At 61.2% G+C, this 21,243-nt stretch carries 25 protein-coding genes; 16 read left to right on the top strand and 9 right to left on the bottom strand.

The window, feature by feature from the left end:
- Positions 1–14 precede the first annotated feature (14 nt).
- Entirely contained in the window at positions 15–413 is a 399-nt protein-coding gene (locus HJO_RS04535; protein WP_035613890.1) for a Ros/MucR family transcriptional regulator, read from the bottom strand.
- 220 nt (positions 414–633) lie between these two features.
- Here HJO_RS04535 and glyA point away from each other — a divergent pair, with 220 nt between their 5' ends.
- Genes glyA through nusB form a run of 7 tightly spaced genes read left to right on the top strand, consistent with a single transcriptional unit; the run spans position 634 to position 5,751 of the window.
- A complete protein-coding gene (gene glyA, locus HJO_RS04540) occupies positions 634–1,941 on the top strand; it encodes a serine hydroxymethyltransferase (protein ID WP_051618186.1) in 1,308 nt (435 codons plus the stop codon).
- Between the two features lie 6 nt (positions 1,942–1,947).
- The gene (nrdR, locus tag HJO_RS04545; protein ID WP_035613892.1) at positions 1,948–2,421 is read left to right on the top strand and encodes a transcriptional regulator NrdR; all 474 of its coding nucleotides are present in this window, start codon (positions 1,948–1,950) and stop codon (positions 2,419–2,421) included.
- Positions 2,418–3,065, top strand: coding sequence for a RibD family protein (locus tag HJO_RS04550; RefSeq protein ID WP_035613894.1), 648 nt, complete (start codon positions 2,418–2,420; stop codon positions 3,063–3,065). Before nrdR ends, HJO_RS04550 begins: the two co-directional genes overlap by 4 nt.
- Before the next feature lie 29 nt (positions 3,066–3,094).
- Positions 3,095–3,727 (top strand): riboflavin synthase, encoded by a 633-nt coding sequence (locus HJO_RS04555; RefSeq protein WP_035613896.1) that lies wholly within the window; start codon positions 3,095–3,097, stop codon positions 3,725–3,727.
- Entirely contained in the window at positions 3,720–4,847 is a 1,128-nt protein-coding gene (gene ribB, locus HJO_RS04560; RefSeq protein WP_035613899.1) for a 3,4-dihydroxy-2-butanone-4-phosphate synthase, read from the top strand. Before HJO_RS04555 ends, ribB begins: the two co-directional genes overlap by 8 nt.
- Complete coding sequence (ribH, locus tag HJO_RS04565) at positions 4,847–5,275, top strand: 6,7-dimethyl-8-ribityllumazine synthase (protein WP_035613901.1); 429 nt, start codon at positions 4,847–4,849, stop codon at positions 5,273–5,275. Before ribB ends, ribH begins: the two co-directional genes overlap by 1 nt.
- Entirely contained in the window at positions 5,272–5,751 is a 480-nt protein-coding gene (gene nusB / locus HJO_RS04570; protein ID WP_035613904.1) for a transcription antitermination factor NusB, read from the top strand. The genes ribH and nusB overlap by 4 nt, the downstream gene beginning before the upstream one ends.
- Here nusB and HJO_RS04575 read toward each other — a convergent pair.
- The gene (locus HJO_RS04575; RefSeq protein ID WP_035613907.1) at positions 5,748–6,917 is read right to left on the bottom strand and encodes an epoxide hydrolase family protein; all 1,170 of its coding nucleotides are present in this window, start codon (positions 6,915–6,917) and stop codon (positions 5,748–5,750) included. The genes nusB and HJO_RS04575 overlap by 4 nt on opposite strands.
- A gap of 68 nt (positions 6,918–6,985) precedes the next feature.
- On the bottom strand, positions 6,986–7,327 hold the full coding sequence (gene erpA / locus HJO_RS04580; protein WP_035613910.1) for an iron-sulfur cluster insertion protein ErpA: 342 nt from the start codon (positions 7,325–7,327) through the stop codon (positions 6,986–6,988).
- Positions 7,328–7,355: 28 nt separating this feature from the next.
- On the opposite strand from erpA, the gene HJO_RS04585 reads away from it, so the two are divergent.
- The 5 genes from HJO_RS04585 to scpB all read left to right on the top strand — a co-directional run bounded on the left by HJO_RS04585 (position 7,356) and on the right by scpB (position 12,411).
- Positions 7,356–8,528, top strand: coding sequence for a deoxyguanosinetriphosphate triphosphohydrolase (locus tag HJO_RS04585; protein ID WP_035613913.1), 1,173 nt, complete (start codon positions 7,356–7,358; stop codon positions 8,526–8,528).
- A 134-nt stretch (positions 8,529–8,662) separates the two neighbouring features.
- On the top strand, positions 8,663–9,511 hold the full coding sequence (locus HJO_RS04590; protein ID WP_035613915.1) for an SPOR domain-containing protein: 849 nt from the start codon (positions 8,663–8,665) through the stop codon (positions 9,509–9,511).
- Positions 9,508–10,548: a beta-N-acetylhexosaminidase gene (nagZ, locus tag HJO_RS04595; protein ID WP_035614530.1), complete on the top strand. Its 1,041-nt coding sequence runs from the start codon at positions 9,508–9,510 to the stop codon at positions 10,546–10,548. The genes HJO_RS04590 and nagZ overlap by 4 nt, the downstream gene beginning before the upstream one ends.
- Positions 10,545–11,378: a segregation and condensation protein A gene (locus HJO_RS04600; protein ID WP_051618188.1), complete on the top strand. Its 834-nt coding sequence runs from the start codon at positions 10,545–10,547 to the stop codon at positions 11,376–11,378. The genes nagZ and HJO_RS04600 overlap by 4 nt, the downstream gene beginning before the upstream one ends.
- Positions 11,379–11,388: 10 nt before the next feature.
- Positions 11,389–12,411: an SMC-Scp complex subunit ScpB gene (scpB, locus tag HJO_RS04605; RefSeq protein WP_241764660.1), complete on the top strand. Its 1,023-nt coding sequence runs from the start codon at positions 11,389–11,391 to the stop codon at positions 12,409–12,411.
- On the opposite strand, the gene HJO_RS04610 is transcribed toward scpB, so the two are convergent.
- The 4 genes from HJO_RS04610 to HJO_RS04625 all read right to left on the bottom strand — a co-directional run bounded on the left by HJO_RS04610 (position 12,408) and on the right by HJO_RS04625 (position 15,833).
- Positions 12,408–13,019, bottom strand: a complete 612-nt coding sequence (locus HJO_RS04610) for a DUF1287 domain-containing protein (RefSeq protein ID WP_035613918.1) — start codon at positions 13,017–13,019, stop codon at positions 12,408–12,410. The two genes, scpB and HJO_RS04610, sit on opposite strands and share 4 nt — an antisense overlap.
- A 146-nt stretch (positions 13,020–13,165) precedes the next feature.
- Entirely contained in the window at positions 13,166–13,837 is a 672-nt protein-coding gene (locus HJO_RS04615) for a nitroreductase (protein WP_035613921.1), read from the bottom strand.
- A 67-nt stretch (positions 13,838–13,904) separates the two neighbouring features.
- Positions 13,905–15,236, bottom strand: a complete 1,332-nt coding sequence (locus HJO_RS04620; protein ID WP_164473934.1) for a cytochrome P450 — start codon at positions 15,234–15,236, stop codon at positions 13,905–13,907.
- Positions 15,237–15,344: 108 nt separating this feature from the next.
- Positions 15,345–15,833, bottom strand: coding sequence for a DUF2244 domain-containing protein (locus HJO_RS04625; protein ID WP_051618190.1), 489 nt, complete (start codon positions 15,831–15,833; stop codon positions 15,345–15,347).
- 57 nt (positions 15,834–15,890) lie between these two features.
- On the opposite strand from HJO_RS04625, the gene nth reads away from it, so the two are divergent.
- Together nth and HJO_RS04635 are read left to right on the top strand one after the other, a co-directional pair.
- Positions 15,891–16,616, top strand: coding sequence for an endonuclease III (gene nth, locus HJO_RS04630; RefSeq protein WP_035613924.1), 726 nt, complete (start codon positions 15,891–15,893; stop codon positions 16,614–16,616).
- Positions 16,617–16,734: 118 nt separating this feature from the next.
- On the top strand, positions 16,735–17,502 hold the full coding sequence (locus tag HJO_RS04635; RefSeq protein WP_035613926.1) for a DUF481 domain-containing protein: 768 nt from the start codon (positions 16,735–16,737) through the stop codon (positions 17,500–17,502).
- A gap of 29 nt (positions 17,503–17,531) precedes the next feature.
- On the opposite strand, the gene HJO_RS04640 is transcribed toward HJO_RS04635, so the two are convergent.
- Positions 17,532–18,401 carry an ATP-grasp domain-containing protein gene (locus HJO_RS04640; RefSeq protein WP_035613929.1) on the bottom strand — a complete coding sequence of 290 codons (870 nt, stop codon included), beginning with the start codon at positions 18,399–18,401 and terminating at the stop codon, positions 17,532–17,534.
- 85 nt (positions 18,402–18,486) lie between these two features.
- Between HJO_RS04640 and HJO_RS04645 the strand changes: the two genes are divergently transcribed.
- Both HJO_RS04645 and HJO_RS04650 read left to right on the top strand, forming a co-directional pair.
- A complete protein-coding gene (locus HJO_RS04645) occupies positions 18,487–19,485 on the top strand; it encodes an adenosine kinase (RefSeq protein WP_035613930.1) in 999 nt (332 codons plus the stop codon).
- A 72-nt stretch (positions 19,486–19,557) separates the two neighbouring features.
- Positions 19,558–19,896: a winged helix-turn-helix transcriptional regulator gene (locus tag HJO_RS04650; protein WP_035613933.1), complete on the top strand. Its 339-nt coding sequence runs from the start codon at positions 19,558–19,560 to the stop codon at positions 19,894–19,896.
- Positions 19,897–19,910: 14 nt separating this feature from the next.
- Here the strand turns inward: HJO_RS04650 and hslU are convergent, their stop codons facing one another.
- Positions 19,911–21,215, bottom strand: a complete 1,305-nt coding sequence (hslU, locus tag HJO_RS04655) for an ATP-dependent protease ATPase subunit HslU (protein WP_035613935.1) — start codon at positions 21,213–21,215, stop codon at positions 19,911–19,913.
- Positions 21,216–21,243 lie beyond the last annotated feature (28 nt).

The raw sequence follows: 21,243 nt of genomic DNA on the forward strand, positions 1-21,243 counted from the left end.
TACTTTACCGGTTTCTACTTTTTCTTGCCGAGTCCAATGTCCTTGGCGTGCTGGGACCGCAGTTTTGCGTAGTTGGGCGCGACCATGGGATATTCCGCCGGCAAGCCCCAGCGCGTGCGATATTCTTCCGGTGTCAGGTCGTAGCGTGACCTGAGATAGCGCTTGAGCATCTTCAGCTTGCGACCGTCTTCCAGGCAGATCAGGTATTCAGGCGTGACAGATTTTGCAATGGATACAGCGGGTTCCGGCTTTTCAACTGCCGCGGGCGCGCCGCCTGACAGTTCTGCAATTGTGAGATGAACCGACTTGATGAGGTCCGCCAGCCCGTCAGCTGCAACTGTATTGTTTGCAACGAAAGACGACACGATCTCCGCAGTCATTTGCAATACGTCCGTGTCGTCTATCTCGCTCATTTCATACCGCGCATGTTTGCTGTAACCGAAGTGTCTCTACCAAGAAAACAGAACTCGACAAATCGAGTTACCATATAAATCCAAGTAATTCCCCGCAATATTTGATACAGGACTGCAAGATTGAGGCAAGTGATTCATTGGAAGAAGAACCGATGGTCGTGGTTGCGGGCCGACCGTGGGCGGCGTAAAGACCTAATTACCCTGACATTAGGAGATTCTCATGGCGGATACGGCAATTCCGGCGCAGTTCGATACGGGCGGCTTTTTCACGCAGTCATTGGCCGATCGGGATCCGGAACTGTTCGCAGCCATTGAAAAGGAAGGCTCGCGCCAGCAGCAACAGATCGAGCTGATTGCCTCCGAGAATATCGTCTCACGCGCAGTGCTGGAAGCGCAGGGATCGATCCTGACGAACAAGTATGCAGAAGGCTATCCGGGCCGGCGTTACTACGGTGGCTGCGAGTTCGTTGATATTGCGGAAAACCTGGCAATCGAGCGTGCGAAGGCGCTGTTCAATTGTGGTTTTGCCAACGTGCAGCCGAATTCGGGCAGCCAGGCCAACCAGGGCGTGTTCCAGGCAATGATCAAGCCGGGCGACACGATCCTCGGCATGAGCCTCGATGCAGGTGGTCACCTCACACATGGCGCCAAGCCCAACCAGTCCGGAAAATGGTTCAATGCGGTTCAGTATGGCGTGCGCCGCGAAGACGACCGGATTGATTTCGTCGAAGTCGAACGACTCGCCAAGGCGCATCGTCCGCAGATGATCATTGCAGGGGGATCGGCTTACCCGCGCCAGATCGACTTCAAGAAGTTTCGCGATATCGCTGACGAAGTCGGCGCGATCTTCCTCGTCGACATGGCTCACTTCGCAGGTCTCGTCGCAGGCGGCGCCCACCCGAACCCGCTGGACCATGCGCACATCGCCACGACCACGACGCACAAGACCCTGCGCGGGCCACGCGGTGGCATGATCCTGACCAATGACGAAGCGATCGCCAAGAAGATCAACTCGGCCATCTTCCCGGGCATCCAGGGCGGCCCGCTGATGCATGTGATCGCCGCCAAGGCTGTTGCATTCGGTGAAGCCCTGACGCCTGAGTTCAAGACCTACGCCGCACGGGTCATTGCCAACGCGCAAGCCCTCGCAGCGGCCTGCAAGGCGGGCGGGCTCGATGTCGTCTCCGGCGGCACGGATACGCACCTGGCCCTGATCGACCTGCGGCCGAAGAACGTCACGGGGCGCGATGCAGAGCAGGCGCTGGAACGCGCCTACATCACCTGCAACAAGAATGGCGTGCCGTTCGATCCGCAAAAGCCGACCATCACCAGCGGCATCCGTGTCGGCTCGCCGGCGGCCACGACACGCGGCTTTGGCGAAGCGGAATTCACCCAGGTCGGCCAGTGGATCTGCGAGATCATGGACGCGGTGGCCGGCGGCGAAAGTTCATCCACCGAGGACAAGGTCCGCGCGGAAGTGAAGGCGCTGACGGCGCAGTTCCCAATCTATAACGGTCTTGGAGCCTGATCCATCTTGCGTTGTCCATTCTGCGGCTCCGAAAACACAGCAGTCAAAGACAGCCGGTCCGCCGAGGACGATACGGTCGTCCGGCGCCGCCGCGTGTGCGAAAGTTGCGGTGCCCGCTTCACAACCTTCGAGCGCGTGCAGTTGCGCGAGATCGTCGTAATCAAGCGCGACGGCAAGCGGTCCGTGTTCGAGCGTGACAAGCTGTCCCGCTCGATATCCATCGCCGTCAGGAAGCGGCCGGTTGATCGTGACCGGATCGACCAGATGGTTTCGGGAATCGTGCGCAAGCTGGAAAGCGGTGGCGAACCGGAAGTGCAATCGTCGGAAGTCGGCGAACTCGTGATGGAGGCGCTCAAGCGTGTCGATCCGGTCGGGTACGTCCGCTACGCAAGCGTCTACCGTGACTTCAAGGACCCGAGTGACTTCGCGCAGTTCATCGAGAAGACGGCCCTCGAAGAAGAAGATTTCGAGGACACATGAGTGGCGTGAGGATTACCCTCAAGATCGCTACGTCGCTTGATGCGCGCATCGCCCTGTCGGATGGCACCAGCCAATGGATCACCTCCAGCGGTTCGCGTGCACGCGCCCACGAATTGCGGGCGGCCCACGACGCTGTCCTTGTCGGCATAGGGACAGTCCTGGCTGACGACCCGCTGCTGACCGCCCGCACCGTGCCGATGCCCAAGACCCAACCCATCCGAATCGTGGCCGATTCCTCTGGCCGCACACCGAAGAATTCGCGGCTGGTCCAGTCCCTGTCGGCGGGCCCGGTCGTCGTGGTCACGGCAGGCCAGCCGCAGGACATCCTTGCAGCGAGCGGTGTCGCCATCTGGAAATGCGGCAACGGTATCCGGGTCGACGCCAATGCGTTCGTGCAACGGGCCGAGGTGGAGGGCATAAGCACCATTCTCCTTGAAGGCGGTGGTACGCTCGCGGCGTCGTTTGTCCGGGCGGGTCTCGTCGATGAAATTGCCTGGTTCCGCGCCCCGATCCTGATCGGGGGAGACGGCCTGCCAGCCCTCGGGAGCCTCGGCCTGTCCGATCTTGCCGGTGCGTCACGCTGGCGCCCTGTCGCAACGGAACGGATTGGAGATGACGTTCTGGATACTTATGTTCGAAATTAGCATAAGTCCCAGCAGGAAAGCCTAGCCGGATGTTCACAGGTCTCGTCACGGATGTCGGAACGGTCCGCCGCGCGGAAGTCCGCAATGGTCTGACACGGTTCGAAGTCGAAAGCGGCTACCCGCTGGACGCCATCGCGATGGGGGCGTCAATCCTCCACGCAGGCGTCTGCCTGACGGTTGTCGACAGGGGGCCAGGGGATCGCGGCGCATGGTTCGCCGTCGAGGCCGTTCCGGAAACCCTGTCGAAGACCGTCCTCGGTGAATGGACCGTCGGCTCGCGCGTCAACCTCGAACAAAGCCTGAAGCTGGGCGACGAGCTGGGTGGCCACTTCGTGTTTGGCCATGTCGACGGTGTGGGCGAGGTGGTCTCGATCGAGCCGGAGGGCCAGAGCTGGCGTCTCACCATTCGTCCGCCCGCTGCCATCGCACGCTATTTCGCAACCAAGGGCTCGGCCGCGATCAACGGCGTTTCGCTGACCGTCGCTGCCGCTCTTCCGAATGGTGATTTCCAGCTGGCGATCATTCCCCACACGTGGAACGTCACGACCCTTTCGGAATTGTCAGCCGGTTCCCGCGTCAACCTTGAGATCGACATGCTGGCACGCTATGTGGCGCGCATGATGGGCGCCGACGCGCCGGAAGGGCCCTCCCACAATGTCTGACGAATTCCAGCACGCGATTTCTTCTATCGACGAAATCATCGAAGAGGCCCGCAACGGCCGCATGTTCATACTTGTCGACGCCGACGACCGCGAGAACGAGGGAGACCTGATCATCCCGGCAAATTTTGCGACGCCGGAGCATGTCAATTTCATGGCCCGTCATGGGCGCGGCCTGATCTGCCTCGCAATGACCCCGGAGCGTGCCCGTACGCTCAACCTGGATCCGATGACCCGCAACAACCGGGAGAGCATGCAGACTGCCTTCACCGTCTCGATCGAGGCAAAAGAGGGTGTCACCACCGGTATTTCCGCGCATGATCGCGCCCGCACTATCGCAGTCGCCATCGATCCCACTGCTGACCACGATGACATTGTCTCTCCGGGGCACGTCTTCCCGCTGATCGCGAAGGAAGGCGGCACGCTCGTGCGCGCCGGGCACACTGAAGCGGCGGTCGATATCTCGCGCATGGCGGGCCTCTACCCGGCCGGCGTGATCTGCGAGGTCATGAAAGATGACGGTTCCATGGCCCGCTTGCCGGACCTCGTTGCATTCTCGCAGTTCCACAACCTGAAGATCGGCACGATTGCGGACCTGATCCATTGGCGCCGCGAGAACGACCGCTTCCTTGAGCGCCGCGTCGAGTCTGTCCTGAATTCGACCTATGGGGACGGCTTCAAGACGGTCTGCTTCCGAAATGCGCTCGACAATTCCGAGTACCTCGCGGTCGTTCACGGTGAAATCAAACCGGATTCGACGACGATCGTGCGGGTGCATCAACCCGATGTGCTGTCGGATATCCTTGGAGAGACCGGTCCACGCCAGGGACTCGTTGAAAAGGCGATGCGCATCATTGCCGAGGCCGAAGCGCCAGGTGTCATCGTCTTCGTCAATACCATGCACCCCAACGCGCTGGCCCAACGCCTCGGGCTGAAGTCCGAAACCCCCCGCGATCCCTCGGCGCCCCTGCGCGAATACGGTATCGGTGCTCAGATTTTGCGCGAACTCGGCGTCCGCAAGATGATCTTCCTGTCCGATACGCAGCCCACCCGCGTTGCAGGGCTTGACGGATACGGCCTGACCATAGAGGGCTGGCGCCGTTTGAACGAGGAGACCAACTGATGGCGGACCGCGTACTCATCGCTATTTCGCGATACTACAAGCATATCAGCGACGAGTTGGAGCTTGGCGCAATGGAAGCGCTGAAAGCCGCCGGCGCCAAGGTAACGGTCATGGAAGTGCCCGGCGCTTTCGAATTGCCCGGCCTCATCGCCATGGCGGCCGATAGTGGCCGATTTGACGGCGCTGTGGCACTCGGCTGCGTCATCCGCGGTGAGACATCCCACTATGACTATGTCTGCGGCGAAAGCGCTCGCGGCCTGATGGACCTCATCGTGCAGCGTCGCCAGGCGATCGGTTACGGTATCCTGACGGTCGAGAACGAGGACCAGGCCTGGGTGCGCGCCGACCGCAAGCAGAAGAACAAGGGCAAGGATGCGGCAGAAGCCTGCCTTGCCATGATCAAGTTCCGCAAGGAACTCATCGGTTGAGCCAGCAGAAAATACCTTTCGAAGTCATCCGTGCCCGCAGGGCAGGCGCACGGCTGGCCGCTGTGCAGGCTCTCTATGAAATGGAACAGACGGAAAAGTCTGCCAAGGCGACGATCCGCGCCTTCATGGAAGATCGCCTCGGCATCGGCCCGGACGAACAGCCAGTCGAAGAAGCCGATCCCGACCTGTTCAAGGCCATCCTGAATGCCGTCATCGAACATCAGGCCGCCATTGATACCGCGATCCTCGCCCGGCTGGCTGACGGGTGGAAACTCACCCGCCTCGACGCGACAACGCGCGCCATTCTTCGCGCCGGCGCGGCCGAATTCATTGCGCATCAGGAATTGTCGAACGCGGTCATTCTCGATGAATATGTCTCACTGGCATACGATTTCTTTGACGAGACCGAGGCCAAGTTCGTCAATGCCGTGCTGCAGAATGTCGGCAACGACCTGCGCGCCGGCTCAACTGCCTAACCGGCTTCTCGGGCCCAGGCCCGCACGTCTTCCACAAACAGGTCCGGCGCTTCCATCGCAGCGAAATGACCGCCGCGCGGCATGTCTGTCCACCGGGTGATATTATAGGCGCGGTCGCACCATGTGCGCGGCGGCGCCGCATAAATCTCCTCGCCCGGAAAGTTGGCAAATGCCGTCGGCGTCTCGCAACGGACACCCTCCGGCAATTCGAGTCCGCCCTCCTGCAGGAAGGCATTGTAGTACCAGACGCTAGTCGCGATCGCGTCATTGACCAGATAGATCATCACGTTCGTCAACAGTTGGTCCTTGCTGTAGACACTGAACAGGTCGCCGTCCTTGAGGTCTGACCAGCCATGGAATTTCTCGATGATCCAGGCGGCTGTTCCCATCGGCGAATCCATCAGGGCCATGGCCAGCGTCTGCGGCTTTGTCGCCTGTTCCATGAAGTAGGCACCACCGGTTTGCATCGCGGCCTGCCGCTCTGTCAGCCAGTTGACCTCTTCCTTGTTTGGTGGAGTCGCGGCCGATGGCCGGAAGCCGATCATGTTCAGGTGGATGGCCTTGCAGCCTCCCTTGCCGTCGACCGTGCCATGATCGAGTCCAATCCAGGACGTGACCAGCCCGCCCCAATCGCCGCCCTGGGCCAGGTAGGTCTCATAGCCGAGCACGTCCTGCATCAGCGTGTTCCACAGCTTCGCTGTCGCCCGCTGGCCGAGGGGAGATGCCGGCTTTTCGGAAAAACCGTAACCGGGAAGTGAGGGGATAACGAGATCGAACGCATCTTCCGCCTTGCCGCCATGCTTGCTCGGAAAGGCGAGGGGGCCGACCGCTTCCCAGAATTCGTAGAACGATCCGGGCCAGCCATGAGTCAGCAACAGGGGCCGCGACCCGCCGGCCTCTCCCACGACGTGGATGAAATGGATTTCCAGGCCGTCGACGTCGGCCTTGTAGCTGGGATAGCGGTTCAGGTCGGTCTCGGCAGTGCGCCAGTCATAGCCGCTAAGCCAGTAGCGCTGCAGGTCCTTCATCACCGGCGTGGACATGCCATAGGCAAAGCCCTGCTCATTGGCGGGCGCCGGAAACCACGTGTAGTTTTCGACGCGTTCCCGGATCGCCTCGATCTTGGCGTCAGGAACCTCGATCCGGAACGGTTTCGCTTTAGGCATGGGGCGTCCTCCTCGGAAGACACCCTAAGCCCGAGCCGGGAAACATGCGAGATCGACGTTACGTCAGGTCAGACCGAAAAGCTGGTTCCGCAACCGCACCCGGCCGTTGCGTTCGGGTTGTTGATCCTGAAGGCCGCTCCGATCAGTTCGGTCGAGAAATCGATCTCCGCGCCGTGCAGGAATTCGAGGCTCATTTCGTCAATCAGGACGTTTGCGCCATCGCGTTCGATCACCACGTCGTCAGGGTTGGCGGCGTCGGCAAAGTCGAACTTGTAGGAAAAGCCGGAACATCCGCCGCCCTCAACCGCCACGCGCAGGAAGGCTGCGCCGCCTTCTTTCGCCAGAATCGCGTTAATCCGCTTGGCAGCGGAGGCCGACAGGGTCACATCAGGGGCTGTAAGGGTACTCATACCACACAAGATAGGGACTAATTGGCCAATGGAAAAGAGAGCAGTGTTTGCGACGCGCTTCGAAGACAGTCGGGGCCGTTTCTTTTCCGAGGCGCCATCGGCCACGCGCACGCCGTTTCAGCGTGACCGCGACAGGATCGTTCACTCCACCGCTTTCCGCAGGCTGAAGCAGAAAACACAGGTGTTTGTGGCCCACGAGGGCGATCATTACCGCACAAGGCTGACCCATTCTCTGGAAGTGGCGCAGATTGCCCGCAGCGTCGCACGCACCCTGCACCTGGACGAAGACCTAGCCGAAGCGCTGGCGCTTGCCCACGACCTCGGCCATCCCCCGTTCGGCCATGCCGGCGAAGACCAGCTCGACGCCTGCATGAAGGGCTATGACGGCTTCGACCATAACGCCCAGACGCTGCGAATCGTCACCAAGCTGGAAGTGCGCTACCCGAACTTCGAAGGGCTCAATCTCAGCTGGGAAATGCTCGAGGGCCTCGTGAAGCACAATGGCCCCGTGACCGGCCCGGACACGCCCATATCCAGCCTTCCTGCCGCTTTCCGCGACTTTCCCTACCTGGCGGACCTCGAGCCGGACCAGTTCGCCGGACCCGAGGCCCAGGTCGCCGCGCTGGCTGACGACATTGCGTACAACAACCATGACATCGATGACGGAATCGCGTCCGGCTTGTTCGTCATCGAGGACCTGATGGGCATCCCGGTGGTCGGCGACGCATTTCGCGGCGTGCAGCTTGAATACCCTCACCTCACCGACCGGATGGTGACCTACGAGGCCGTCCGGCGCCTGATCGGCATCTGGATCAATGACCTGATTGGCGAGACAACGCGCCGGATCCAGCTGCAACGGCCTGCCAGTGCCGCAGAGGTGCGCGCATTGACCGAGCCGCTGGTGGCCTTCTCGCCGGAACTTGAGGCCCGCCAGCGCCCGCTCAGGGCATTCCTGCACGAGCGCATGTACAAGCATTACAAGGTCAACCGGATGCGCAGCCAGGCCAAGCGGATCCTCGCGGACCTGTTCGACATCTTCCTGGCTGAGCCGGAAACCCTGCCGGATCCCTGGCGCCAGGACGCGACACAGGTGATCGGTGCCCGCAGGGCCCGCATCGTGTGCGATTACATCGCGGGAATGACCGATTCGTTCGCCATCGAAGAACATCGCCGCCTGTTCGACCCGTCAGGACTCCATTGAAACCCGCCCGATGCTTGGCAGTTGTTAAGCAACGGCGCCTGCTGCGCACTGCAAAACGGCTGTAATCTTCAAGCGTCATTAACGAAACGCCCTCTAATATTAACCTCACGACATAATTCTGAGGGAAATATTCCATGGGCAAATCTCGCACAGGAAGCGGCAACTACGCTCCATTTGACGATGATTACCGGGGATTCGAGATCCGCGACGATGAAACGGCGCGCGGACCGCTCATCCTGGCCCTGGCGATTGGCGTCCTGCTGGTGTTCGGCGCAGTCGTCTGGAACACCTATCGCCAGGGTGTCCGGAGCAGTAGCGCAGGCATCCCCAGCGTGATCGCCGACGCCCAGCCCTACAAGCGGACACCCGAAGACCGGGGCGGCGTCGCGGTTCCTGATACCGACAAGCGGTTCTACGACCAGATGGACGCATCGAACCGGCCTGCCAGCGACACCTCCGATATTGCAGGCGGACCGAGCGATATGCTGCAGGGTGGGCCGCCAATAGAGCTGCGCCCGGGCCTGGATTCGTCCGCGGCTGCCGGCACCGACCCCGATAACGGCATGCCGCTTGATGTGGCCGACCAGGTGCGTGAACTGGCTGATCTCGACCGCCGGCCCGCCGAATCGGATGAGGACATTGCAATTGCGGCGGCATCGACCGTGCCGACGCCAACGCGCACCTTGAACATGACGCCCACGATCACTGACCAGCAGTTTGCGTTTAGCGCAGACGGGGCGTTCCTCGTGCAGATCGCGGCGTTCCGCTCCGAAGAGGCCGCCGAATCGGCCTGGCGCAAGGCTGCCAGCGAACGACCGGACCTGTATCGCGGGTCCGGAAAACATATCCAGCGTGCTGATCTTGGTGCGAAGGGTGTCTTTTACCGCTTGCGCGTCGGCTCATTTGCCGAGAGATCAGAGGCAACAGCCTTCTGCGATGCCCTGAAGGCTTCCGGCGAAAATTGCATTGTGGTGACCGGATAGTGATCAAAGCCTGTATCCTCAGCGTCTCCGGACCGGAGCTCACACCCGACGAGCGGGCGCTATTGTCAGCGCACACGCCCTGGGGCGTGATCCTCATGGGCCGGTCTTGCGTGTCCAGGGTGCAGGTCCGCCAGCTCGTTGATTCGATCTGGGACGCCGTCGGTCGACCCTGTCTCGTCTTCATCGATCAGGAAGGTGGCCGTGTGGCCCGCCTCAAGGCGCCGGAATGGCCACTGTTTCCTCGCGGCGAAGACTATTCCATCCTCTACCGGCAGGATCGCGAACGCGGTCTGGAAGCGGCTTGGCTGGGGCATCGCCTGATCGCTGCCGAACTCAGTGCCATGGCGATCCATGCCGATTGTGCGCCTGTCGTCGACCTGCCGGTCCCGGGCGCGCACGACATCATTGGCGACCGGGCATTCGGCAACGATCCCGAGACCGTTGCCGCGCTCGCGGGCGCGGCCCTGAACGGCCTCGCCGACGGCGGTGTTGCGGGCGTAATCAAGCACATACCCGGGCATGGCCGGTCCATGGCGGACAGCCACCTCGAATTGCCGCGGGTCACCGCAGGCGAGGCCGAACTGGCGAAGGATTTCGACGCCTTTGCCCGGCTCGCTGACGCGCCGATGGCGATGACGGCCCATATTTCCTATGACGCAATTGACGCCGGTGTGGCGGCAACACTGTCGCCAAAGCTGATTCAGGGGGTCATTCGCGAGCGAATCGGATTTGATGGCCTGCTGATGACGGATGACCTGGGGATGAAAGCACTCGGCGGAAGCCTGACCGACCGCGCGCATGGCGCGATTGCGGCCGGCTGTGACGTGCTGCTGCATTGCTCGGGCTTCCTGAAAGCGCCGGACGACATCCTCTCCGAAATGCGCGAAGTCGCTGAGGCGGCGCCGGTCCTGGCCGGAAAGCCGCTGGCACGCGCTGAGCGCGCAGAAGCAATGGCGGCCAGCGAGAAGCCCTTCGATGTCGCGGCCGGGTGGGCCCGTTTCGACGAGCTGTTTCCAAACTTCCGGGCGGTCGCATGACGCCCGAGGTCATCTCCATCGACGCGCTGTCGGCTGACGCGCAGGACGCCGAAGCGGAAGACATCTTCCGCGTCGACGTCGACGGCTATGAAGGGCCGTTGCACCTGCTGCTTGAACTGGCCCGGCGCCAGAAAGTGGACTTGCTCCATCTCTCGATCCTCGATCTGGCGGTCCAGTACCTGGGGTTTATCGAGGACGCCAAGTCAAAGCGGATCGATCTCGCGGCCGACTACCTGCTGATGGCGTCCTGGCTGGCTTTCATGAAATCCCGCCTGTTGCTGCCCAAACCTGAAAAGGCGGGTGATGACGAGCCAAGCGGCGAAAAAATGGCAGAGCGGCTGGCGTTCCGCCTCAAACGCCTCGAGGCGATGCGAGTCGCGGTGAAAGAGCTTGAGGCCGGACCCATTCTGAACAATGTCATTTTTCTCCGCGGCCGGCCCGAACAGCCGCGGATTGTCAAACATACCGAATTCAAGGCCTCGCTATACGATCTGACGCAGGCGTTCGGCGGGATCCGTGACCGCAAGGAAAAGGCAGCGCCGCACCGGATCGAGCAGCAGTTCGTTCTGCCGCTGGAGCTTGCCCGTACCAACCTGCGTGCGTTACGCGCGCAGTTGAACCAATGGTCCAGCCTTGACGACATCCGCACCTGCATGACGGATATCGATGCCGATTTGCCGCCGCGGTCAGTCACTGCCAGCGTGTTTTCTGCTGTGCTGGAGCTGACACGCGACGGAGAGATGGATGTCCGCCAGGACGCCCACTTTGCGCCACTTTACCTGCGTAACGCAGGAACCACCTCGGGGGAGGTCACAGATGCAACCGCTTGAGAAGTACCAGATGACGGATGAACCACTTGAAGAGACGCGGGACCCGATTGCCCAGCTGTCCTTCGCCTACAAGCGTTCGGAAGCGGCCCTTGCGGGCAGCGCGGACGAAGCCTTGTCGGAAGGTATCCGGCGCGCCGAAGCTGTCCTGTTTGCGGCAGGCGAGCCCCTCTCTGCGGAACAGATTTCCGAAATTCTGCCACACGGCGTTGAGTCAGGTGAAGTATTGATGGCCCTGCGCGCCAGTTATGCGCAACGAGGCGTCAATCTGATCGAGGTCGCCGGGAAATGGCGGTTCCAGACAGCGCAGGACCTTTCCTATCTCTTCGTCGAGGAACGCCAGGTGCAAAAGCGCCTCGGCCAGGCCGCGCTCGAAACACTCGCCATCATCGCCTACGGCCAGCCCGTGACACGCGCCGAGATCGAAGCTGTTCGTGGTGTCGCTGTCGCCAAGACGACCATCGACACGCTGATGGAAGCCGGCTGGGTCAAGATCAAGGGGCGGCGCAAGACCCCGGGCCAGCCAATGACCTATGGCACGACTGACGCATTCCTCGAGCATTTCGGACTCGAAAGCCTCGACACGCTGCCCGGCAAGGCAGACCTTGAAGCCGAAGGGCTCCTGTCGGACGTCATTCCATCCGGTTTCCAGATGCCGGACGAGGAGGCGCTGAACGAAGAGCACACCTTGATCGAGGATTCTGCTGACGTCGAATCCGTCGACTCCTTTGTCACCGACTACATGGACGAGGCTGACGAGACCGTTGCCGAGCCGGAAGCTGAAGAAAACGCGATCACAGAGGGCGAAGCAGGGCAGGTGCCTGAACCCGAAGTGGCTTCCGAAGCGCTCGACGAGGCTGACGATCAGGACGATGAGGGAACCGTCAGCGCATTCACTTACCTGCGTGCGCCTGAAAGAGCCGCTGAAGAGGAAGACGACTTCGACCGTGCATCGGTCAAGGCGGCGGTGATCCGGCTCGCAGCCCAGCCGCGGACGCCTGATCGCCCAATGGACGACTGGGACGACGAGGACTAGGCCCCAGCACCCGGCGGCTTCAGGCGGAAACACCGTTCATTGTCATACAGCCCCAGCACGTCATCTTCGGACGTGCCGCGTCCGATATTGTGGATGATGTAAGGGTGGCCCATCGGGGTCAGCAGGTCTGACACGATGCCGATATGGGGCAGGTTCCCGCCCAGGCGCATCGTGTACAGGTCTCCTGCGCGCCAGTCGGCCAGCCGGGCAGGGACGGGCAACTCGGTTCCATGCCGGCGGAAATAGGTTTCAAGATTGGGAACCCGCCGGTGATCGATGTTCCGGTCCGGCCGACTGAGCCCCCACGTCTTCGGATAAACAGCAAACGCAGCGGCCATGTCCCTGTGCACCAGGCTCTGCAGGTCGAGGTCGAAGGCATCCCGATAGGCACGGACGATGACATCCGTGCACACGCCTCGCTCGCGGGGGACGTCCCCGTCCGGATAGGCAAGGCTCACATAGGCGGGGTCGTAATAGCGCGTCACGCCGATCTGGCTGCGCGCTGCCCGGATCAGCCGTGTCTGCCATGGCAGGACAGTCTGATCGAACCCGCTCGGGACGAGCGGAAGCGCGAGAAGGCCGGAAAGAGCAGCGCGGCGCGTGATCATGAAACCAGCAGACCATCGCGATGCGGCAGCAATTGGACGAAAATACAGCAGGCCCGGCCCGAAGGCGCCCACGGCACGCCCTTGCCACGCCCACGGGCGCTGGCGAGTTGGCCCGGGCGCACACGCCCCCCACCCTTGACGCCCCCTCAGAACCCCCGCAGGTCCGCGATTTCGTCCACGCTCGCACGCTCCGCCCGAAGCGTGTTGACCGGATGCGACCGGTCTGGATGGCCGACAGCCATTCCGCACCACACCATTTCTGTTTCGCCGAGCTCGAAATGGGCCTTCAGCATGGGCCTCAGCACACCCCAGCACTCCTGCATGCAGGTGCCCCAGCCGCGTTCTTCCGCCAGCAGGGCCAACGTTTGCAGGTACATGCCCGCGTGGCCCCACTGGCCGTGTCCCATCCGCTCGTCGATCACCAGGAACAGGCCGACAGGCGCACCGAAGAACTTGAAATTATTGGAAAACCAGGCAATCCGGGCCGGACGGTCGCTCTTCGGGATGCCCAGGGCTTCATACATCATTTCGCCCACGCGCCGCCGGCGCGCCTCATGCGGTTCCCACAGGTCTTTCGGGTAAATCGGGCGGTCCGTTGGCTGGCCTGCATGGTTCTCCCGCAGGATCGGCGCGGCCTTGGCGATCACCTCGTCACGCGCGTCTCCGGTCACCACGATCACCCGCCAGGGCTGAGTGTTTCCTCCGGATGGCGCGCGCTGGGCCTTGGCTAGCCAGTCGCGGACCTCCGCCTCGTCCAATGCATCAGGCGTGAAGGCCCGGGTCGATATCCGTTGTTCTACGGCCTTGGAAACATCCATGAAAAAACCTCCCGTCTGGGTTCGACGGGAGGTCTATCAGGCTTTGCGCTAGGACAGCAAAGGCGCATTACTTCGGATGGCAGATCACCGGCATCCATGTGTAGCCCTTCACGAATGCACCCGAGGTGAGCGAAGGTTCGTCCAGCACTTCGATATGGCTGAAGCGCTCCATGATCTCCTGCCACAGGATCTGCAGCTGCAACTCGGCGAGGCGATTGCCGACACAGCGGTGGATGCCGAAGCCGAACGAAATGTGGCGGCGGGCATCCTTGCGATCGATGATATAGTCGTTCGGACGGTCCCAGAAGCGCTCGTCGCGGTTGCCGGAGACATACCACATGGCGATCTGGTCGCCTTTCTTGATCGTCTTGCCGTGCATTTCCACGTCTTCGGTCGCCGTACGGCGCATGAAGGCCAGCGGTGTCTGCCAGCGGATCGTTTCGGACACCATGTTGGGGATCAGGGACGGATCAGCCTTCAGCTTCTCATACTCGCTCGGGAACTTGTTCAGGGCATAGACCGACCCGGTCATGGAATTCCGCGTCGTGTCGTTACCGCCGACAATCAGCAGGATCACGTTTCCGAGCAGTTCCATCGGTGTCATGTTGCGGGTCTTCTCACCATGCGCGAGCAGGCTGATAAGATCGTTCTTTTCCGGCATCGCGCCGCGTTCCTGGAACAGGCCCATGAACGTGGTGAGACATTCCATCATTTCCCTTTTCCACTGTTCCTCACCACCGGGACAGATGTCGGGATTGTTCATGTTGGTTGCGACGTCCGACCAGCGGGTAAGGTCGCGCCGGCGCTCGAACGGATAATCGAACAGGGTCGCCAGCATCATCGTGGTCAGCTCGATCGAGACACGGTCGACCCAATCAAAGGGCTCACCGACAGGGATCGAGTCGAGCAGGCCCTGCGTGCGCGACCGGATCAGGGATTCGTATTCCTTGAGCATGTTCGGCGCGACAGCAGGCTGGACAGTCCGGCGCTGCTCGGCGTGACGCGGTTCATCCATGGCGATGAACATTGGCATTTCGAAGTCTTCGAGAGGTTGGCCAAGCGTGATGCCGCCGTGTTCCCAGCTCGACGAGAAGCGGGCATGGTCAATATCGATCGCCATGATGTCTTCATAGCGGGTCACCGACCAGTAAGGTCCGGCGAAGCTGTCAGGCGTGAAGTGAAGCGGGTCTTCATTGCGCAACCGCTCAAGGCGATCCCAATACTTGCCCTGGCGCCAGATCTCCGGATCGATGAAGTCAAAAGTCTCGATATCCAGCGACGACGCAGGCGGGACGGGATCCCCGACCCGGAGGTAGCCCGGGTGGAGCGGCTCGCGGTCCGACACCTTCGGACGTTTGAGTGCGGGATGTTCGATGGACTGTGCTGTATCGGCAGCCATGGTTTTTCCTCCGATACTGCCCACTGCGGGGCAGCCAAGTTGAATTGCAAACTACAATTACCATAGCCGGATTTAAAAAACCATGACGCCTGCGTCATTATTTATCAGTTAGGATGGATAGCGTTCCGATCTGGCGTTGATGAGGGCGGCTCTCAGCGCCTGAGCAAGCGATTTCCGCTCCGGAAGCGTGAGAAATCGGCCGATGACATAGGCGGTGCGTCCATGTTCGATGCGAAGCCAGCTGGACGGGAGCAGGGGCTCATCAAGCGCCACCCGCGCGAATGCAGAGGGAATCTCGGCGCGCTTGGTCGTGCCGTCCGCCTTGTGGTGCTCGAGTGTCAGGGTGCGTGCCGACACGGTGACGCGTGTTTCTTCCCGCTGGCGGCGGAATGACCAGCGAAAAGCGACATAGATCGCCAGTGCGTCCAGTCCGTAGAAGCCGACGACAGGCAACGCGCCCATCGACGCGAAGAGCATTCCGTTGATGAAACTGACGCAACCCACAACCAGCATCACGATCGTGAAGGCCCTTTGGCTCATCGACCGGTTGGGTGTCAGAACGGCATCAAAATAGATGATATCGCCTTGTTCGGCCATCGTGGAAATCCTGGTACAGTCTTGCGTTGTGCACAGTCGGACTTAGACAGTCCGGGCATGGTCTCAACAACACCTCCCGTCCGCAAGAAGAAACGCGCGAATCGCACCTTTGGACGGCAAAAGGCCGCGGAACTGTACGAGGCGCTGGCGCAAGACCGCCCCGACCCGAAGACGGAACTGAGGTTCAGCAACCCGTTTACGCTGGTTGTCGCGGTCGCGCTGTCAGCTCAGGCAACCGACGTCGGTGTAAACCGGGCAACCGAAAAACTGTTCGCGGTCGCCGACACGCCTGACAAGATGATCGCACTCGGCGAAGAGGGCGTAGCGCAATACATCAAGACGATCGGCCTGTGGCGCAACAAGGCAAAAAACGTCATAGCCCTCAGCCGGATGCTGAACGAGACATTCGGTGGCGAGGTGCCGCGATCGCGCGAAGCGCTGATGCAGCTACCGGGCGTCGGTCGCAAGACGGCAAATGTTGTTCTCAACGAGGCATTTGGTGAACCGACGATCGCCGTCGATACGCATATTTTCAGGGTGGCTAACCGGACAGGACTTGCGCCCGGAAAAACCCCGGACGAAGTCGAACAGGGCCTGGAGCGGACAACTCCGGACGCCTACAGGAAAGGTGCCCACCACTGGCTGATCCTGCACGGGCGCTATGTCTGCAAGGCGCGCAAACCGGAATGCTGGCGGTGTGTGATTTCGCCCCTCTGCAAATTTACTCCCAAGACGCCCGATCCTGCATCCGTCTCCGGGCTGGGCCCGAAGGCGCCGAACTGACGCTGCCCGGCGCAGGGCGAAACCCCTGAGCAAACGCCGCAAAAAGCAGCGGCAGGGTTGTCTGCTGGCTGCGACGCCTATTGTGTCCCCCATCAATTTACCGAGGGAGAATCAGACCATGGGACAGTTCACACGATGGTTGCCATCAATCGCTCTGGCCGCGGCGTGTGCGGCCATGCCATTTTCGGCGGCAGCGGAGGAAGTTGACGGCTGGAGCGGCGAGGCGTCGCTTTCAGCAGGCTACACAAGCGGAAACAGTGAAGCCACCGACGTCGGCGCAAGCATGGACCTTGCGAACAAGAACGGGCTCTGGACGTACAATATCGAAGCGAACTTCGACTATGGCGAACAGGACAGCATTGAAAGCCGCAATCGGGTATTCGTGGCCGGCAGCGTCGACAGGCAGGTGAGTGACAAGGCGTTTGCGTTCACACGCGCGTCTTACGAAGTGGACCAGTTCACGGGTTTCGACAGCCGCTCGTTCCTCGGCCTCGGACTCGGCTACCACGTCTTTGATTCCGAAAGGCTTACCTGGACTGTCCGCGGTGGGCCCGGCGTGAAAATTGACGAAGTAAAGCGTGTGATTACCACGGATGCGGTCGGCGCCGCCCTCATCATTCCTGCAGAGACTGAAACATCCTTCGGTGCAGTCGGACGTTCGGAGTTCAGCTATGCATTCAATGACAACGTCAAACTGAGCGATGCGACCGACATCATCTACAGCGGAGAGTCGACGCAGATGAGAAACATCATCGCGCTAACGGCCGCCCTGTCGGAGAAGATATCGGCCCGGATGTCGTTTGACGTCCGCTACGATACCAACCCGCCGGACGGCTTCGAGAGCACCGACACGGCGACAAAGATCGCGCTGGTCTACGGATTCTAGGACACAGCCGGAGGCGAACGGACTCGGCGCTATCTCAAGCGCCGGGCCATCGCCTCGGCCAGCCGGTCGCCGAGCTCAGGACCTTCGACCGGGTAGAGGTAGGGCTCGATCAGTTCAAGCTCCATCAGAAGCAACGCGCCGTCATTGCCGCGCAGCATGTCGACCCGGGCGTAGAGGGGCGGTGATTCCAGCTTTCCGAGTACGTCGCGGGCCGCGCCGAGGTCTGCTTCGGTTGGCGTGATCGCCGTTTCGATTCCGCCATAGGCCGACTGGATCCGATAGTCCCCGGATGCCGCACGCTTGACCAGCGCGTGACTGAACACGCCATCAACAAAGATGAAGCTGAGTTCGCCTTCATCCTGGATCGTGCTGAGGAATGGCTGCACCATCATCGGGTGCGGCATGTCCGGCACCGGCGCGCCGCGCGCCAGGCGGTGCTGGTCCTTTGCGCCTGCGCCAATCTGGCGCTTGAATACCAGATCGTCGCTGCCGAACGTGTCGAAAGCCCCAGCTGCGACATCGGGTGACATCCGGTCGACCCACAAAGTCGGGATCAGTCGTACGCCGCGCGCTTCGAGTTCGCGAAGATAGGTCTTACGGCTGTTCCAGCGGACCAGCGAAGGCGAGTTGAGCAGTCGGGTCAGGCCTTCGATCCGTTCCAGCGTGTCGAGGAATTCCGCTGAGCGATCCCAGTAGTCCCACGTCGTTCCGATGATGGCGGCAGCATAATCTTCCCACCGTGCGCCTGGATCATCCCACGATACGTCCGTCACCGTCATGCCGAGACGGGCGAAAGCCGGCACAAGCGCCGTCATCATGTGGTCGTGCTCGAATGCATCGGTGCGCCGGGTCGGAGAGCCGGGCAACGTGTCTGAGCAGGCCAGATAAGCAATCTTCATGGCGGCTCCTTTAGCATGCGCGCCTGTTGCGTCCAGAGCGTCAGTCTGGCAATCGACGGCCTTCGCAAATCTAGGGGCCAGAAGAATGAACCCAACTCGCTTTGACGTCGTCGGGCTTGGCAATGCAATTGTCGACGTACTGTCCAGTACAGATGACGCATTTCTTGCCAAATGGGGCATTCAGAAGAATGCAATGAACCTCATCGACGAGCCGAGGGCCGAGGCCCTGACGGCCGCAGCGGTCGACCCTATCCTCACATCAGGTGGAAGTGGTGCCAATACGATCGCAGGCGTAGCGAGCTTTGGCGGTGCGGCTGCCTATATCGGCAAGACGGCGGACGACGAGCTTGGCCGTCAGTTTCGCGCGGAAATGACAGGCGCAGGTGTCCCGTTCGCAACCCACCCCCTCGTCGGCGGCCCGGCCACGGCTCGCAGCATCATTTTCGTGAATGATGACGGTGCGCGCAGCATGAATACATTCCTCGGCGCCTCGGTTCTGTTTTCCAAGACAGACGTGGACGAGGATATCGTTCGGGCCGGACGGATTCTTTATCTGGAAGGCTACCTCTTCGACAAGGACGACGCCAAGACCGCCTTTGTCTACGCGTCCGAAATCGCGAAGGCGGCGGATCGCCTGGTGTCGCTGACTCTGTCGGACAGTTTTTGCGTAGACCGCCACCGCGAAAGCTTTCTCCATCTCGTGCAGGGACACGTCGACATCCTGTTCGCGAATGAAGAAGAGTTGCTGTCGCTTTACGAGACCCGCGATTTCGACGAGGCAATCGCGCGCTTGCGCGCCGATACGTCCATTGCTGCGGTCACGCGCAGCGAGAAGGGGTCCGTCGTCATCGGAGACGGCGAACCTATCGCCATTCCGGCCGAGCCAGTGTCGAAAGTGGTCGATACGACCGGCGCCGGTGACCAGTACGCTGCAGGGTTTCTTTTCGGTTATGCCAGGGGGTTGCCGCTCGCGACATGTGCCCGCCTCGGGCATATCGCGGCAGCTGAAGTCATCAGCCATTTCGGTCCGCGCCCCGAAGTTTCGCTGGCAGACCTGGCGCTCGCGGCAGGTATTGAAGCCTGATCGAAACGGTGCGCCAGGGCAATTGCGCATGCCGCTTTGGAACTTCCAGAAAATCAGTCTATCGTCTGCCGCATGAAATGGTCTGATCTATCGAGCAATTGGTGTCCCGTCGCCCGCACGCTGTCGGTGCTGGGGGACCGCTGGACATTGTTGATCCTGCGCGACTGCTTTCTGGGCATGTCGCGTTTCGAGCAGTTCGTTGAATCGAGCGGAATGACCCGGCACATTCTGGCAGACAGGCTGAAGCGCCTTGTGGAGGCAGGAATCCTCGAACGGAAAGCTTATTCCGACAGCCCGCGCCGGTATGACTATGTCCTTACCGAAAAAGGCCAGGAAATAGGGCCGGCCCTGATGACATTGCGCGACTGGGGCAAGAAGCACATGCCGGTGCGACGCGCCACATCATCCTGAAAGCGCCTGAACGCTCAGAGAATGAATTTTGACAGGTCAGCGTTCCCGGCAAGGCTGGCAACCCGCTCGTTGACATAATCGGCGGTGATCCTGACCGTCTCGCCGGCACGGTCCGGCGCGTCAAAGCTGATCTCGTCCAGCAGCCTTTCCAGCACCGTCTGCAGCCGCCGTGCGCCGATGTTTTCGACGGAATTGTTCACTGCTTCAGCAAGGTCCGCCAGCCGGTCGATCGCGTCCTCGTCAAACTCCAGCTTGACGTTCTCGGCGTGCATGAGGGCTTCGTATTGCCGGATCAGGCTAGCCTCCGGCTCGACCAGAATCCGGCGCAGGTCATCGCGTGACAGCGGTTCAAGTTCGACGCGAATCGGCAACCGGCCCTGAAGCTCCGGCAGCAGGTCCGATGGCTTCGAGACGTGAAAGGCGCCGGATGCAATGAAGAGGATATGGTCTGTCTTCACGGCGCCTCGTTTTGTCGACACTGTCGTGCCTTCGATCAATGGCAGCAGGTCGCGCTGAACGCCTTCACGGCTGACATCGGCGCCGCCTCGGTCCTTCCGCGCTGCCACCTTGTCGATCTCGTCGAGGAACACAATACCGTCCTCTTCAACCGCCGATACGGCCTCACGCACGATGGTATCCTCGTCGAGCAAACGGTCGGCTTCTTCCTCCAGCAGGGGACGATAGGCGTCCTGAACCGTCGTGCGGACACGCTTTGTGCGCCCCCCCATCGCCTTGCCGAGGATTTCCGACAGGTTGATCATCCCCATCGACCCGCCTTGTCCGGGGATGTCCATCATCTGCATAGGATTGGATGATTCGGAGAAATCGATATCGATCGGCTTGTCGTCCAGTTCGCCGGTGCGGAGCTTCTTGCGGAAGCTCTCTCGTGTCGAAGGCTGGGCGCTTTCGCCCACCAATGCGTCCAGCAGCCGTTCTTCGGCCGCATCGCGCGCCTGGTCTTCGACCCCGGCCCGCTTCTGCTCTCTGACCATCCCGACTGCGGCTTCGACGAGGTCCCGAATGATCTGTTCCACGTCCCGCCCGACATAGCCGACTTCCGTGAATTTCGTCGCCTCGACCTTCAGGAACGGCGCGTTGGCAAGCTTGGCGAGGCGGCGGGACACTTCCGTCTTGCCGACCCCGGTTGGTCCGATCATCAGGATATTCTTGGGTGTGATCTCGCCGCGGATGCCTTCAGGCGCCTGCTTGCGGCGCCAACGATTGCGCAGGGCGATTGCCACGGCACGCTTCGCGCCGACCTGCCCGACAATATGGCGGTCCAGTTCGGCGACGATTTCTCGGGGTGTGAGGTTCTTCATAAGCTACTTCCAGGCGGGCGCAGTCCGC

Origin of the sequence: Hyphomonas johnsonii MHS-2, assembly GCF_000685275.1 — a bacterium.
Taxonomy (GTDB): Bacteria; Pseudomonadota; Alphaproteobacteria; order Caulobacterales; family Hyphomonadaceae; genus Hyphomonas; species Hyphomonas johnsonii.